We start from the raw sequence: 15,643 nt of genomic DNA, 5'->3' as shown, positions 1-15,643 counted from the left end.
TCACGCCGGGAGGAAGTAGAAGGCCACGGCGAGGATGGCGTAGACGGCCAGCAGGAGCACCCCTTCCATCCAGTTCGACTCCCCGTCCTGGCAGACCAGGTGGACCGAGACGACGCCGAGCACGACGGCGCCGACCTCGAGGAGCGTGAAGTGGAGGTCGATCGGCGCGGGGCCGACGAGATACGAGATCCCGACCAGGAGCGGGGTCACGAACAGCGCGATCTGCAGCCCCGAGCCGATCGCGATGTGGAGCGCGAGATCCATCCGGTTCCGGAGCGCGGCGACGACCGCGCTCGAGTGCTCGGCCGCGTTCCCCACGATCGCCACCACGACCACGCCGACGAACAGGTCGGTGAAGCCGAGCGCGCGGGCCGTCGGCTCGAGCGATCCCACCAGGAACTCGGAGAGCAGCGCGAGGAGCGCGCTGCTGGCCAGGAGGAGCGCCACCACGGTCGCCGCTGAGCTCCGTCGGGCTCCCGGCGGCGCGGCGGCGCCTTTCTCTCCGCCGCCCGAACTCGGATGCACGCCGTCCCCCGCGTAGAGATGCCGGTGCGTCCCGAGCGAGAAGACGAGGCTCAGGAGGTAGACGACCCCGAGGACCACGGCGATCTCGACGGAGAGCCCCTTCTCGAGCCGGTCGAGCCCCGCCCGCGTGGCCCCCGCCCCCGCCCGCACCATCGGGTCCCTCGCCGCGTACCAGAAGACGGTGGGCACCAGCAGGCCGATGGCCGCCAGCGCCATCAGCGTCGAGCCCAGGGACGCCGCGGTGCGGTTGAAGCGCTGGACCTTGTGCTTGAGCCCCCCCGCGAGGATCGACAGCCCCAGGACCAGGAGCGCGTTCCCGATGATCGAGCCGGTGAGCGAGGCCTTCACCACGTCGGCGAGGCCGTGCGAGAGGCCGACGACCGCGAGGATCAGCTCCGCGGCGTTGCCGAACGTGGCGTTCAGGAGCCCGCCCGCTCCCGGACCCACGCGCTCGGCGAGCCGCTCCGTCGACCGGCCCATGATCCCCGCGAGGGGGACGATCGCCGCGGCGGAGACGAGGAAGATCGCGACGGGGGGCGCGTGCGCGATCTCGAGGACGGCGGCGACCGGCACGAGCGCGAGGAGCCCGTCGAACGGACGGAAGCTCCCTCGTGCGAGTTCCGCGTCCTTCACCGCCATCACGACTCCGGGACGAAGGCCAGGTCGACGTGATGCCCGCCGCCCACGCTCCTCAAGGCTTCCTCGTCGGTGACCGCGAGCGGGCGCGCCGTCCTCTCCTCGACGAGCTCGACCCGGTAGCCGCGGGCGCGGAACCACGCGAGGTACGCCGAGGGCTCGGTGCCGCCGATGCTCGTGAGGTTCGACGGGGCGAACTCGGAGAGGACGATCGGGCGGTACCGCGCGAGAGACCGCTCCATGCCGCGGAGGGCGTACGGCTCGAACCCCTCGATGTCGATCTTCACGAAGTCGATCCGGGTGTCGGGGTAGCCGTCGTCCCAAACGACCGCCCGCACCGTCCTGAATTGCGGATGGACGCCGTGCACCAGCGCCTCGAGGCGCCCGCGCTCCTTGTGCGTGAACCTCGCGCCGCTGTTCCCCGCGTTCCCCAGGTCGGACTGGACCAGCTCTCCGGGCGCGTCCGAGAGCGCCGCCTCGAGCACCGTGACCGGCAGGCCCCCCCCGGCCAGCGACAGGCTGAGCCTCAGGAGCGCCGCGCTCTGCGGATCGGGCTCGACGGCGATGACCCTTCCCGCGGGGCCGACCAGCGTGGCGGCGTGCAGGGCGTGGAACCCGATGTTGGCCCCGACGTCCAGGACGGCCATGCCCGGCTTCAGCGTTCGACGGTAGAACTCGACGACGTGCGGCTCGTAGGTGCCGTGCTCGAGGATCTCCCAGCCGACGCCGAAGTCGGTCCCCGGCGTCGCGATCGTGAACAGGCCGCCGAGGGCGGGGGTCAAGATCGTGACCGGGCCGGCCTCGAGGCCTCGACGCATGAGCCGCCTCACGAGGAGGCTCTTGGCCGTCTTCCGGAAGCCCGAGAGGGCGAGCTCCGCGTCGACCCAACCGCGCTCGGGCGGCTCGATCGGAGCGCCCGTGACGGCCCGGCCGATCAGCCCCAGCAGCACGCGGCGCGCGGCCGCGGATACGCTATTCACCGGCGGCGGCCGCCGGAGCCGCCGGGATCCGCGACGGCTCGAGGAGCGAGTACATCACCGGCACCACCAGCAGCGTGATGAACGTCGAGATCAGGAGCCCGCCGATGACGGCCAGCGCCAGCGGCTTCTGGAGCTCCGCGCCCGAGCCGAGTCCGAGCGCGAGAGGGAGCAGGCCGAACAGCGTGGCCAGCGTGGTCATCAGGATCGGGCGCACGCGGACGCGTCCCGCCCGCACCAGGGCCTCGTCGAGCGGAAGGCCTTCGCTCTCGCGGAGCTTGTGGACGTAGTCGAAGAGGATGATGCCGTTCTTCACGACGAGGCCCACCATCAGGATGATCCCCATGAACGAGGAGACGTTCAGCGGGGTCCCCGTGACGAGCAGCATGGCGAAGACGCCGACCAGCGACAGCGGAGCCGCGGAAAGGATGACGAGCGCCGGGCGGAAGGCGCGGAACTGGGTGACCAGCACGGTGAACACCGCGGCCAGCCCCAGCCCCAGGATCACGAGCAGCACGCGGAAGGAGCTCTGCTGGGTCTCGTACTGCCCGCCGATCTCGTAGGTCGAGCCCTCCGGCATCCGCGTCGACGACATGACCTCCTTCACGTCGCGGATCACGCTTCCCAGGTCGCGGTCCTCGAGGCGGGCGGTCAGCGCCACCATGAGCCGCTGGTTCTCCCGGCTCAGCTCGCTCACCCCCTGCACCTGCTCCGCGCGCGCGAGCGACGCGAGCGGCACCACCTGCCGCGCCGGCGTGACGATCGGATACTGCCGGATGTTCTCGCCGTCGAAGCGGAACGCGTCCGGGAACCGCACGCGAATCCCGATGCCGCGGTCCGCCCGGCGCAGGGACGTCGCCGCCTCGCCCAGCAGACCCGCCGCGACCTGCTGCGAGACCTGCTCCACGGTCAGCCCGGCGCGCCCCGCGAGCGCAGCGTCGACCCGGACCACGATCTCCGGGTTCCCCTTCTGGATCGCGTTGTAGTCCACGATGCCCGGGATCTTCCGGATCCTCGCGCCGACGTCGTCCGCGAGCTTCTCGAGCTCGGGCATGCTGTCGCCGAAGAGCTTCACCTCCACCGGCTCCGGCGACCCCTCGAGGTCGCCGAGCATGTCCTGGAGGAGCTGGACGAACTCCACGATGATCCCGGGGACGCTCCGCTCGATCTGCCCGCGGAGATCGGAGATCACCTCGTCGCACGAGCGCTTGCGCTCGGACCTCGGCTTGAGCTTCACGAGGATGTCGCCCCGGTTCTGCTGGGTGACGAACAGCCCCATCTCCGCACCGGTGCGCCGGGAGAACGACGCGGTCTCCGGCATGGCCTTGATGCGCTGCTCGATCCCGCGGAGCATCCGGTCGGACTCGTCGAGAGAGGTGCCCGGCGGGGTCCAGTAGTCGAGGACGTAGCCCCCCTCGTCCATCGCCGGCAGGAACCCGGACTCGAGCCGCGTGAAGAGGAGGACCGCCAGCGCCACGAGGAGGGCCGCCGCCCCGGCCACGATTCCCCGGCGTCGGAGCGACCAGCGCACCGCGCGCTCGTAGGCGCGGTTGACCGGTTCGATGAAGCGCTCCGACGACTCCCGGTGGGCGCGAGGGGTGAGGAAACGCTGCGAGAGGAGAGGAATCAGCGTCACCGCGAAGACCAGGGACAGGAGCACCGAGACGCTCAGGGTGAGGCACAGCGCCCGGAAGAAGTCTCCGATCATGCCCTGGAGCAGCCCGAGGGGCAGGAATACCACCAGCGTCGTCGCGGTGGAGCCGGTGACGGGCGCGAGCAGCTCCCGGGTCCCGCGCTCCGCGGCGTCGGCCGGGGCCTCGCCGAGCCCCAGGTGGCGGTAGATGTTCTCGATGACCACGACGGCGTCGTCGATGATCAACCCGATGGCGACCGCCAGCCCGCCGAGGGACATCAGGTTGAGCGTGCCCCCGAGGACGTGGACGAAGAAGAAGGTGCCGGCGACCGAAAGCGGCAGGGACGTCGCCGCGATCAGGGTGGAGCGGGTCTCGCGGAGGAACACGAACAGGATCAGGACCGCGAGCGCGGCGCCGATCAGGATGGCGTCCCTCACGCTGGCCATGGCGTCGCGCACGAACTCGGCAAGGTCGTAGACCACCGAGAGATGGAGCGTCTTCGGAATGGCGGAGCCCAGGTGCGCGGTGGTCCCCTTGAGGTCGTCCACGATCTGGAGGATGTTGCCGCCGATCTGGCGCGAGACGTTGATGAGCGCGGCGGGCTCGCCGTTCCCCGTGATCAGGACCGTGTGGTCCTCGACGCCGTCGCGGACCTCGGCGATGTCGCGCAGGCGGATGGGGGTCCGGCCTTCGACCGCCACGACGGTGTCGCGGATCGGATCCAGGTCCGTGTAGAGCCCGGTGGTGAGGACGAGGTACTGCTGGTAGTCCTTGGGCAGGCGCCCGACGGACGCGACCCCGTTGGTGGCCCTGAGCCGGTCGGCCACTTCCGGGAGCGACAGCCGATGCGAGAGGAGCTTCTCGGGGTCCACGATCACGGACACCTCGCGGGTGTCCGTCGCCTGGACCTCGACCCTGCCCACCCCCGGCACCCGGCTGAACAGCGGGCGGAGAACGTAGTAGGCGTAATCCCTGAGGTCCGCTCCGGGAACGTCGCCGTTCAGGATCAGGCTGAACACCGGGAACACCACGGGGGTGACCCGCTCGACCGCCGTCTCGGTCTCCGCGGGCAGCGAGGCGCGCGCCTCGCCGACGCGCGCCTCGAGGAGCTGCAGGGCGTACGGCATGTCCATCTCGGGATCGAAGAGGACGGAGATCTCGGTGGAGCCGCGGATGGTCCTCGATCTCACGCGACGCACGCCCAGCACGGTGCTGGCGGCCTCCTCGAGAGGGCGCGTCACCGACGGCAGCATCGTCTCGGGGGCGAGGTCGCCGGAGTGCGCGAGGATGACGATGCGGGGGAAGTTCAGCTCGGGGTAGATGTTGCTGGGGAGCACGAAGGCGGCGTAGAGGCCCGCCGCGGTCAGGAAGGCGGTGAGCAGGTACACGGCGTAGGCGTTGCGCCGGCAGAAGGCGACGATGTTCACGGCTTCGCGACCCTGATCCTGGACTTCTCGCCGAGGCCGTAGCCGCCGGTCCACACGATCGAGTCGCCCTCGCGGACGCCGGAGAGGATCTCGTCGCGGTCGGGGGTCTCGATGCCGAGCACGACGGGAGACGCGGTGGCGGCGTCTCCCTCGACCCGGTAAACGTGCGGCCGGCCTTCCTGGTCGCGGTAGACGGCCTGCGACGGGGCGACCAGCGCGTCGGCGTGGGTCTCGAGCGGAATTCGCGCGGACAGGAACGTCCCCAGCGCGAGGGATCCGGCTTCGTTGGCGAGCCGGATCCGCACCAGTCCCAGGTCGGTCGTCGGGTCCACGGCGGCCGACACGGCGACGACGCGGCCGTGCAGCGTCTCGCCGCGCAAGGAATCGCCTTCGAGCTCGACGGCCTGCCCCGACCGGAACGCCGGCAGGTACGCCGCGGGCACGTTGGCGTAGAGCTCCACCTCGCGGCGATCCGCCACCTCGAACAGCGGCTCTGCCGCCGTGCCGTCCACCTGCTCCCCGACGCTGACGAACCGCTTCACGACGGCGCCGCCGATCGGCGACCGGATCTCGGCGCGCATCAGCTGCGTCTCCGCCAGGGACGCCGTCGCCTGCGCCTGCTTCAGAGCCGCTTCGGCCACGGCCTCCTGCGTGCGCGAGTCCTCGACCTCCTTTCGCGCGGCGATGCCGCGCTCGAAGAGCGTCTCGTTCCTCGCGCGCGCCAGCTTCGCGTTCTCGAGACCGGCCTCGGCCTGCGCCAGGGCCGCCTCGGCCTGCCTCGACTGCTCGCGCAGGAGCCGGTCGTCGATCCTGGCGACCCTTTGGCCGGCCGCGACCGGGTCCCCTTCCGCGACGGGCAGCTCCGCCACGCGCCCGGCGACGAGGGAGCTGACGCGCACGTCCCGGTTCGGGAGCGCGGCGACGGTCCCGGAGATCGTGACGGTCCGGCTGATCGGCGCCCGGGTCACCTGCGTCAGCGTGACGTCCACGACGGCGGCTTCGCCCTTCTCTCCGCCCTCCCCCTCGTCCGCGCCGGACCTCCGCGAGCAGCCGGCGACGGCCAGGGCCGCGGCGAGCGCCACGGCCGCCGCGAGCCGCGGCCACCGGGCCGGACCGTTTGAGAGGTCGCGCATCAGTCGAGCGCCACGCCCACGGCCTCCTCGAGCCCCGCGAACGCGGCCTGGAGGCCGACGAGGCTCTCCCGGTACTCGCGTTCCACCTGTCGCACGTTCCGCTGGGCGTCAAGGACGGTCAGCAGGTTCGCCTTTCCCTCACGGTAGCTCTCTTCCGCAAGTCCTTCGAGGCGGCGCGCCGCCGGCACCAGCGAGCTGCGGTAGAGTTCCGCCTCGGTCCTCCTGACGCTCCACTCGCCGTACGCGGCTTCGACCCGGGCCGCCACGGCGCGGCGCGTGGCGTCGGACTCGGCGTCGAGCGCGGCGAGCGTGGCGCTCGAGCGGGCCAGCTCCCCCTGTTTCCGCGAGAAGAGCGGGATCTCGAGGGAGAATCCCCCGCGCGCTCCGGCGTGAAAGTCGCCCGGCGCGTTGAAATCGCTCCCGAACTCGACGGTGAGATCGGGAATCCGCTCGGCGCGGAAGAGCGTCCGCTGGCTCTCTTCCACCCTGATCTCCTGCGCGAGGCGCTCGAGATCGGAGTTCGACTGCGCCGCGCGGGAGACCAGCTCGTCCATCGTGAGGGCCGACGGAGCGTCCTCGAGGGAGCCGACGATCCTCCAGCCCGCGCCGGCCGGCGCGGCCAGAAGCGCGTCGAGCCGGCTCAGGGCGACCTTTTCTTCCTGCTGCTGCACCGCGAGCTCGGCTTCCGCGCGGGCCATTTCCATCTCGGCCTCGAACACCTCGAGCTGGGGGACGTCCCCGGCGTCGAAGCGCGCCTTAGCGATCTCCCGGAGCCTGCGGGCGAGAGCGAGCGCGCCATCGCGCTGGGCGGTGGCGTCGCGGGCGGCGATCAGGCCGTAGAACGCCTCGCGCACCTCGCGGCGGACCCGGCGCTCCAGAGCCGCGATCTCGAGATCCGTGAGCGCGGCCTCCTGCCGCGCCATCTCGATTCGCCGGCCGCGCCGCCCTCCGATCTCGAGCGGCTGGTCGATCACGACGCTCTCGTGGGGCGTGTCCCGCGCCGCCGAGACGCTGAGCCCCGGGTTGGGGACCTGCCTCGCGACGCGGACTCCCGCCTGCGCGACCGGGCGGCGGAGCCGCGCCGCGGCGATATCCAGGTTCTGCCTCGCGGCGAGGTCCAGGGCCGCGGCGAGGGTCAGCGTGGGCGCCGCCGCGGGCGCGCTCGACGTCTCCGGCGTCTCCGCCCAGGCCGCCGCGGTCAGCAGCGCCGTCGCCGCGAGAACGCTCGCGGCCTTCACCATGACGCTCGAGCCTTCGCTCTCACGAGTCGCGCGGTCACGAATTCACTCCGCACCGCCCCGGGGAAAATCGGAATCTAACAGAGTACCGACCCGCGCGGCAACCGCCAGGCAACCTCGCGCCTCCCGGCGCTTTCCAGGCGGCGGTTTCCGTGGGAGAATCGCGGCCTTGGGCACGCCGTGCGAATTGCTCTGGACTGCACACCGTCCGCCGCGTCCCTCGGGCACGGGATCGGTGTCTACGCCCGCCATCTCGCCTTCTCCCTGGCCCGCATCGCCGGCGGCGACGACCGTTTCGACCTCGCCTTCGAATCGCACAAGTGGCACGCCAGGGTCCGGGGCATCCCCGAGATCGACACCCGCTTCACCCATCGGCGGCTCTGGCCGCTGCCGGTCCGCTTCGGATGGGCCTCGGAGGTCGGCGTTTTCCACGGGCTGGATGCGCGGCTTCCGAGGACGAGATTCCCGCGGGAGGTCGTCACGTTCCACGACATGTATCCGTTCCACCGCTATCTTTGGGAGGACGGGGACGCCCACGTCGTCCGGTACCACGAGAAGCGCCTTCTCCGGTACCCCCGGATCGCGGAGCGCGCGGCCGCCATCATCTGCGTCTCGCGGAACACGAGGGACGACCTGCTCCGGATCGCCCCCGCCGCCGGGCCCAAGATCCTGGTGATCCACCACGGCACCGACGCCGGCGATCCCGGAAGGGTGCCCGACGACGACGACGTCTCCCCGACGGTTCGGGAAGCCGCGTACGGCCGCTACTTCGTCCACGTCGGGACCCTCTGGCGCATCCGGAACCTGCCGGCCACCGTGCGCGCCTTCGCCCGCGTCGCGCGCGCCCACCCGGACGTGCGCCTCGTGCTCGTCGGCGACCGGGGCGAGGACACCGACGAGGTCAGGAGGCTCGCGAGCGAGCACCGGATCGAGAGCGCGATCCTCCTCCTCGGGATGCTCCCCGAGCGCGAGAAGCTCTACCTGGTGTCGAGAGCCGTCGCCCTCCTGATGTTCCACCTGTACGCGGGGTTCGGGCTGCCCGTCGTCGAGGCGATGGCCCTGGGCGTTCCCGTTTTGGCCTCCGACCGGGGCGCGCTCCCCGAGATCGGGGGGGACGCGGCGATCTACACCCGGGTCGACGACGAGGAGGGGATGGCCGCGGCGATGACGGGAGTGCTCGACGACCGAGAGCTCAGGGCGCGGCTCGCGGAGAACGGACGGAGGAGGTCGCGGGAGTTCACCTGGGATTCCACGGCGCGAGCCACCTACGGGATCTACAGGAGATTGGCGGAGACGATCTGAGATGGCGGAACGGATCATCGAGCTCGGCTGCGGGCCGGCGAAGACGCCGGGTGCGTTCGGAGTGGACATCTTCCCCTACCAGGGGGTGGACCGGATTCAGGATCTCGACCAGATCCCCTGGTCGCTTCCCGACGGAAGCTTCGACAGGGTGATCGCCCGGCACATCATCGAGCACGTCGAGCGCGCGGACCTGTTCATGAAAGAGGTGCACCGGATCGCGGCGCACGGAGCGCTCCTCGAGGTGGTGACGCCGCACTACTCGTTCGTCCACTCGTGGAGCGATCCCACCCACCGGCGGCACCTCTCGACGCAGTGGTACCTCCCCTTCCTCGCCGGGGGGTACCTGGCCGAGCAGGTCGGCGCGTTCGAGCGGGTCTCCTCGACGGTGACCTTCGGCAGCTCCGTGCGCTGCTGGATTCCCAAGCTCATGATCCGCCTCAGAGGGCTGGACCGCTGGGAGAAGCACTACGCGTTCGTGTACCCGGCGCGGGACATCCTGACCACGTTGCGCGTCGTGAAGCGGCCGTGAAGCGGCGCGCGGCGGGGCTCGGGAGCGGAGAGCGGGAGCGGCTGGCCGAGGACGCTCGGCGGGAGAAGAACTGGAAGCGCTGGGGACCCTACCTCTCGGAGCGCCAATGGGGAACGGTGCGCGAGGACTACTCGGAGGGGGGGACCTGCTGGGAGTCTTTCCCGCACGAGCACGCGAGGAGCCGCGCATACCGCTGGGGGGAGGACGGCCTCCTCGGCATCACCGACCGCGAGTGCCGCCTCTGCTTCGCCCTCGCGCTCTGGAACGGCAAGGACCGGATCCTGAAAGAGCGCCTCTTCGGCCTCGCGGGTCCCGAGGGGAACCACGGCGAGGACGTCAAGGAGGCATACTACTACCTCGACTCGACGCCGACCCACTCGTACATGAGAGCGCTCTACAAGTACCCGCAGGCGGAGTTCCCGTACGAGAGGCTGTTGGAGGAGAACCGGCGACGGGGCAAGAGCGAGGCCGAGTTCGAGCTCCTCGACGCCGGCGTCTTCGATGGCGGACGGTACTTCGACGTCGTCGCCGAGTACGCCAAGGCCTCGCCGGACGATCTGCTCGTCCGCGTGACGGTCGCGAACCGCGGGCCCGACGACGCCGGGCTGCACGTCCTCCCCACGCTCTGGTTCCGCAACACCTGGAGCTGGGGAGCGCTGCGTGAAGAGGAGGCGGAGAGGCCGCTCCTCGAGGCGGAAGGGCCCAGGGCGGTACGGGCCACCCACGAGACGCTCGGGACGTATCTCCTCACGGCGGCCCCCGATCCGGACGGACGGCCGCCGCGCCTCCTGTTCACCGAGAACGAGACGAACGCGGCGCGGCTCTGGGGCTCCGGCCCGACGATCGACCACTCCAAGGACGCGTTCCACGACGTCGTCGTCCACGGGACGGAGGCGGCCGCGAACCCCGCCGGCCGCGGCACGAAGGCGGCCGCGCATTACGTCCTCGGCATCCCCGCCGGCCAGGAGCGCGTGCTGCGGCTCCGGCTCTCCTCCTCCGGCGAGTCGGTCCCGGAGCCGTTCGGCCCCGAGTTCGACAGGATCTTCTCCCTCCGCCTCGCGGAGGCCGACGCCTTCCACGACTCCGTCGCTCCGGCCGGGGCTACCCTCGAGGAGCGCGCGGTGATCCGGCAGGGGTACGCGGGACTCCTGTGGTGCAAGCAGTTCTACCACTACGTGGTACAGGACTGGCTCGAGGGGGATCCCTCGCAGCCTCCCCCGCCCCCGGCCCGGCGGCAAGGACGGAACCACGACTGGGTGCACCTCTACAACCGCGACGTGATCTCGATGCCGGACAAGTGGGAGTACCCGTGGTACGCGGCCTGGGACCTCGCATTCCACATGGTCCCGTTCGCGCGGATCGACCCTGAGTTCGCCAAGGAGCAGCTCGTGCTGTTCCTTCGCGAGTGGTACATGCACCCGAACGGGCAGGTCCCGGCCTACGAGCTCGCGCTCTCCGACGTGAACCCGCCGGTCCACGCGTGGTCCGCGTGGCGGGTCTACAAGATGACGGGCGAGCGAGGGAAGCGCGACCGGCGGTTCCTGACGCGGGTGTTCCAGAAGCTCGTCCTGAACTTCACCTGGTGGGTGAACCGCAAGGACGCCGAGGGGAAGCACCTCTTCTCCGGCGGCTTCCTCGGCCTCGACAACATCGGGGTGTTCGACCGCTCCACGCCGTTTCCCGCCGGCGGGCAGCTCGAGCAAGCGGACGGCACCGCGTGGATGGCTTTCTACGCCGCGACGATGCTCTCGATCGCCCTCGAGCTGGCCCGCGCGGACGCGGCGTACGAGGACATGGCGTCCAAGTTCTTCGAGCACTTCGTCGAGATCACCGACGCGATGAACTCGCTGGGCGGGACCGGGCTGTGGGACGAGGAGGACGGCTTCTACTACGACCGGCTTCACGTCGACGGCCGCGACGTCCCCTTGAAGGTCCGCTCGATGGTGGGGGTCATCCCGCTGTTCGCCGTGGAGGTGCTCGAGTCCGACTCCCTCGATCGGCTCCCCGCCTTCAGGAAGCGCATGGACTGGTTCCTCTCCCACCGTCGCGACCTGGCGCGGCAGATCGCGTACCTCGAGATCGGATCGCGCCACGGCCACGAGCACCGCCTCCTGGCCATCCCGTCGCGGGACAGACTCCAGCGGGTGCTCCGCTACGTCCTCGACGAGAGCGAGTTCCTCTCGCCCCACGGCATCCGCTCGGTATCGCGCGTCCACAAGGATCGGCCGTACGTGTTCAACGTGAACGGGCAGGAGCACCGGGTGGACTACGTCCCGGCGGAGAGCGACTCCGGCCTGTTCGGAGGGAACTCGAACTGGCGGGGGCCGGTGTGGTTCCCCCTCAACTTCCTGCTGATCGAGGCGCTGGAGCGCTACCACCACTTCTACGGCGACGATTTCAAGATCGAGTGCCCGACGGGATCCGGGCGCCTCATGAGCCTTCAGGAGGTCGCGCGGGAGATCGCCCGGCGGCTCTCGTCGATCTTCCTCAAGGACTCGGCGGGGAGGCGACCCGCGCACGGCGAGGACCGCCGGTACGCCGACGACCCGCACTTCCGGGACCTGGTCCTCTTCTACGAGTACTTCGACGGCGACAACGGCCGCGGCGCCGGGGCGAGCCACCAGACGGGCTGGACGGCCCTCGCGATCAAGTGCATCGAGGAAGCGGTGAGGGCGAGGGGGCGGCGCGGCGGAATCGAGGCAGGGTAGCCCGTGCCCGTCGACTGGCGGCGGGAGTCAATGAAGAGGATCTCCGAGAAGCCCGGGGCGGTTCAAAGCGCAGTGTATCCTATCGGGGAGAGGTGCCGGGAGGGCGGCGACCCGAGTGGCACGGGGCGAAAACGCGGTGTTTTCGAGAGGGACCGGCCCGGCCGCCTCGGTCTTTCGACTGTGCGATCCCGGCGGAGTCATCCGGTGCGTCGCGCCGCACGCATCGGCGGAGGATCGATGCCCTGGAACTACAGCGAGAAGACCAAGCAGATCTTCATGGACGCGGTCCAGGGCAAGCCGGGCACGCATCTCGGAGAGATAGAGAACGCTGACGGCATCGGCGAGCACGGATCCATCGCCTGCGGCGACGCCCTGCGCTTCACGTTCCGAGTCGAGCGTCACCCGACCGACCCGCTCAAGGACGTGGTCGTCGAGGCGCGCTACCTGACCTTCGGATGCACCTCGGCCATCGCTGCCTCGGAGGTGCTCTGCACGCTGATCGAGCAGGGCCGCTACACCCCGATCGATTCCCTGAAGATCACGAACCAGGACATCGTCAAGTCCCTCGAGGGGCTGCCGGCCCAGAAGATCCACTGCTCCGTGATGGGGGCCGAGGCCCTCGAGGCCGCCGTCTTCAACTGGGCCCAGCGGCGGGGCGTCGACCTCAAGGCGCTCGGGATCGACATCCGTCCGGAGGAGCGGGAAGAGGGGCGGATCGTCTGCCAGTGCTTCACCTTGAGCGAGCCGTACATCAAGCGCAAGATCCGGGAGCTCGGCCTCAAGACCATCCCCGACATCACCGGAGCGATCAAGGCGGGAGGGGCATGCATGTCCTGCCACCACGTCCCCGGGGGCCTGCAGGACCTGCTGGACGAGGCGTGGGGCCCTCGGCCGACCACCTTCAGGGAGTTGCCCGTGTTCCCGGCGCCGAGAGAGCACGGCTCCCTCGAACAGCCCGCCGTCTCCCCGTTCCAGTTCAGCAAGAAGGTGGAAGAGGCGATGGATGAGTACGTCCGCCCGTTCCTGAGGAAGGACGGGGGCGACCTCGAGCTGCTGGACATCAAAGAGTTCAGCCGCGCGCGCGTCATCCCCACCGGCAACGTCGACTACCTGGCGTTCATGACTCCGGGCATTCTCGGCCAGAGCGTGCTGTTCAGCGCCATCTTCTACGGCATCGCGGTGATCTGGGAGCGCGATCTGGGCGTGATCCATAAGCTTCTGGTCAGCCCGGCACTGCGCGGCGCGCTGGTGTTCGGCAAGGCGCTGTCGGCGGCGGTCCGCGGTCTCATCCAGGCGGTGATCGTCTATTTGATCGCCGCCGCGCTGCACATCGGCATGCACTGGGAGCTCACCGATATTCTGGCGGTCATGCTGGCGGTGATGCTCGGTTCCGCCACCTTCGCGACCTTTTCGCTGATCATCGCCTGTCTGGTGAAGACGCGTGAACGGTTCATGGGCATCGGCCAGGTCCTGACCATGCCGTTGTTCTTCGCCAGCAACGCCATCTACCCGATCGAGTTGATGCCCGACTGGCTCAAGGTCATCGCCCGGCTCAACCCGCTGACCTATCTGGTGGATGTCCTGCGCGGCTTGATGATCGTCGGCGGTGAAAGCGTCCACAGCGCCGCCCTCGACTTCGGCGTGATGAGCCTGGTATTCGTGCTGTTGCTGTTCCTAGCCGCCCGGCTGTATCCGACATTGTTGACGTAGGTTGCGCCGCGACCGGCGCGCAGTTGCACGACTACGTCGCCAGCCAGAAGCTTTCGGAAGAGGAGGCACTGAAAAAAGGCATGGAAGCCAAGACGGTGGAGTTCGTGAAGCAGGGGCGAAGATATATAAGAAAGCCTGAGGAATATTAGCTTTCGCTGATAGAAGCCCGAATACGGATGTGTTCGGGCTTTTTCGTTTTGGTGGGGGTAATATTTGTTTCAAAGAAGAATTGAGAATTGGCTTTAAGGTGCCCCAAATAGAAATCTTCCTATTTTGTATTCCAACAAAATGCAACTAGCTTGGGGGAGGTCTTGTGCGCTATACACGTTTTGAGATTCACAATTTCAAAGGAATTGAAAAGGTCCGTCTTGATCTTGCGCGCACACCACGCTCTCGCGTCCACACTCTCATTGGCCTCAATGAAAGTGGTAAGACAACAGTACTAGAGGCGATCGACAGATGGGCTTACCGGGAAAGTCTTGATGCCTTGAGTTTACCGGGTTATGAGCAACCAGATGTTCATGAACTCATTCCCATTGCGAAGCGTTCTAATTTCAATGATGCAATCACTATTGAGGCAGTTTGTGAGCTTGAGTCAGAAGACCAAACTTTGGTGAAAAACGCCTTAAAGAAACAACATAATATGACTGTCTATGGCGCTATTCAGCCCTTTACTATAAAGCAGAGTTATAAATTTAGTTCATCACGTATTGCAGAAAATCAACCACAGAATACGTGGACGCTTGCGATAAGGGGGAAACTTGCAGAACAGCAATACCCCGTGTGGCTGAAAGACACTGCTTGGCAACAAGTTGCTAATGTCATAAAAACTTTATTACCACGGATAGTCTATTTTCCGAACTTTCTATTTGATTTTCCTGACAGAATCTATTTAGAAAATGCTCCAGCTGATGAATTGAAACACGCCTTTTATCGCGCGGTGCTTCAGGATGTTCTTGACGCTATCGGGGATAAGACCAACCTTCCGGAACATGTTCTCGCGCGTGCCAAGAGTGGAGGAGAGTACGACAAGAAGGCGCTTGAGAGTGTACTTCTTAAAATGGGTGCCCACATTACAAAAACAGTTTTTAGTAATTGGGACAGAATTTTTCATCGCCCTGCTGGAACCAAAGAAATTGTAGTAACAGCCAGTCTAGATAATCGCGGTGTCTGGTTTCTCCAATTGAGACTTAAAGAAGGTAATGAACACTATGATATTAGCGAACGTTCCCTTGGTTTCCGTTGGTTCTTTACCTACTTGCTTTTGACCCAGTATCGAGGGTTTCGGAAGCAGGGACCAAAAGATGTTGTCTTTTTGTTTGATGAGCCTGCCTCGAACCTCCATCCTTCAGCGCAAACTCAGCTTCTGGACAGCTTTCGGACGTTGCCTGAGGGATGTACCGTGATATATACCACACATAGCCATCACCTGATTAAGCCGGAGTGGCTTGATGGTGCGTTCGTTGTACGAAATGAGGGGCTTCATTACGCAGCGGATGAAGATGATCAATACACAGCGAAACGGACTTTAATTACGGTAACTCGTTATCGAGAGTTTGCAGTACAACACCCACAGCAGACTACCTATTTCCAACCGGTACTTGATGTATTGGACTATCGGCCGACCTTGCTTGAGAATGTTCCTGATGTTGTCATGCTTGAGGGCAAGAGCGACTTTTTCGCCATCAATTACATGGCGCAACGCCTTTTGGGAAAATCTGATCCTCATCTGCTTCCTGGAACGGGCTCGGGGTCCCTTGATTCAGTAATAAGGCTATATGTCGCATGGGGCCGCAATTTTGTTGTTCTCCTCGATTCAGATAA

The 15,643-nt window shown here is 67.2% G+C and carries 10 protein-coding genes; 5 read left to right on the top strand and 5 right to left on the bottom strand.

Features of this window, described 5'->3' with window-relative positions:
- The 5 genes from cax to LAO51_05815 are packed head-to-tail and all read right to left on the bottom strand — an operon-like array spanning position 1 to position 7,573.
- The gene (cax, locus tag LAO51_05835; protein MBZ5638264.1) at positions 1-1,164 is read right to left on the bottom strand and encodes a calcium/proton exchanger; all 1,164 of its coding nucleotides are present in this window, start codon (positions 1,162-1,164) and stop codon (positions 1-3) included.
- Entirely contained in the window at positions 1,164-2,141 is a 978-nt protein-coding gene (locus LAO51_05830; GenBank protein MBZ5638263.1) for an FkbM family methyltransferase, read from the bottom strand. The genes cax and LAO51_05830 overlap by 1 nt, the downstream gene beginning before the upstream one ends.
- Positions 2,134-5,199 carry an efflux RND transporter permease subunit gene (locus tag LAO51_05825; GenBank protein MBZ5638262.1) on the bottom strand — a complete coding sequence of 1,022 codons (3,066 nt, stop codon included), beginning with the start codon at positions 5,197-5,199 and terminating at the stop codon, positions 2,134-2,136. The genes LAO51_05830 and LAO51_05825 overlap by 8 nt, the downstream gene beginning before the upstream one ends.
- Positions 5,196-6,332, bottom strand: coding sequence for an efflux RND transporter periplasmic adaptor subunit (locus tag LAO51_05820; protein MBZ5638261.1), 1,137 nt, complete (start codon positions 6,330-6,332; stop codon positions 5,196-5,198). The genes LAO51_05825 and LAO51_05820 overlap by 4 nt, the downstream gene beginning before the upstream one ends.
- Positions 6,332-7,573 carry a TolC family protein gene (locus LAO51_05815; GenBank protein ID MBZ5638260.1) on the bottom strand — a complete coding sequence of 414 codons (1,242 nt, stop codon included), beginning with the start codon at positions 7,571-7,573 and terminating at the stop codon, positions 6,332-6,334. The genes LAO51_05820 and LAO51_05815 overlap by 1 nt, the downstream gene beginning before the upstream one ends.
- A 177-nt stretch (positions 7,574-7,750) precedes the next feature.
- Between LAO51_05815 and LAO51_05810 the strand changes: the two genes are divergently transcribed.
- The 5 genes from LAO51_05810 to LAO51_05790 form a co-directional block, all read left to right on the top strand.
- On the top strand, positions 7,751-8,872 hold the full coding sequence (locus LAO51_05810) for a glycosyltransferase family 4 protein (protein ID MBZ5638259.1): 1,122 nt from the start codon (positions 7,751-7,753) through the stop codon (positions 8,870-8,872).
- Between the two features lies 1 nt (position 8,873).
- The gene (locus LAO51_05805) at positions 8,874-9,401 is read left to right on the top strand and encodes a class I SAM-dependent methyltransferase (GenBank protein ID MBZ5638258.1); all 528 of its coding nucleotides are present in this window, start codon (positions 8,874-8,876) and stop codon (positions 9,399-9,401) included.
- Complete coding sequence (locus LAO51_05800) at positions 9,398-12,109, top strand: glucosidase (protein MBZ5638257.1); 2,712 nt, start codon at positions 9,398-9,400, stop codon at positions 12,107-12,109. Before LAO51_05805 ends, LAO51_05800 begins: the two co-directional genes overlap by 4 nt.
- A 237-nt stretch (positions 12,110-12,346) precedes the next feature.
- On the top strand, positions 12,347-13,819 hold the full coding sequence (locus LAO51_05795) for an ABC transporter permease (protein ID MBZ5638256.1): 1,473 nt from the start codon (positions 12,347-12,349) through the stop codon (positions 13,817-13,819).
- A gap of 313 nt (positions 13,820-14,132) precedes the next feature.
- Positions 14,133-15,643: ATP-binding protein (locus LAO51_05790; protein ID MBZ5638255.1), on the top strand; the 1,511-nt coding region annotated here is incomplete at its 3' end.

The sequence above is a fragment of the Terriglobia bacterium genome, assembly GCA_020073205.1.
Classification (GTDB): domain Bacteria; phylum Acidobacteriota; class Polarisedimenticolia; order Polarisedimenticolales; family JAIQFR01; genus JAIQFR01.
Note: the sequence above shows the minus strand (reverse complement) of the source record. Positions and strands in the feature narration are given on the sequence as shown.

What these genes read in the sequence shown, in the direction of transcription:
- cax (MBZ5638264.1), bottom strand. Translation starts at nt 1,164, where the DNA reads ATGGCGGTGAAGGACGCGGAACTCGCACGAGGGAGCTTCCGTCCGTTC.
- LAO51_05795 (MBZ5638256.1), top strand. Translation starts at nt 12,347, where the DNA reads ATGCCCTGGAACTACAGCGAGAAGACCAAGCAGATCTTCATGGACGCG.
- LAO51_05805 (MBZ5638258.1), top strand. Translation starts at nt 8,874, where the DNA reads ATGGCGGAACGGATCATCGAGCTCGGCTGCGGGCCGGCGAAGACGCCG.
- LAO51_05820 (MBZ5638261.1), bottom strand. Translation starts at nt 6,332, where the DNA reads ATGCGCGACCTCTCAAACGGTCCGGCCCGGTGGCCGCGGCTCGCGGCG.
- LAO51_05815 (MBZ5638260.1), bottom strand. Translation starts at nt 7,573, where the DNA reads ATGGTGAAGGCCGCGAGCGTTCTCGCGGCGACGGCGCTGCTGACCGCG.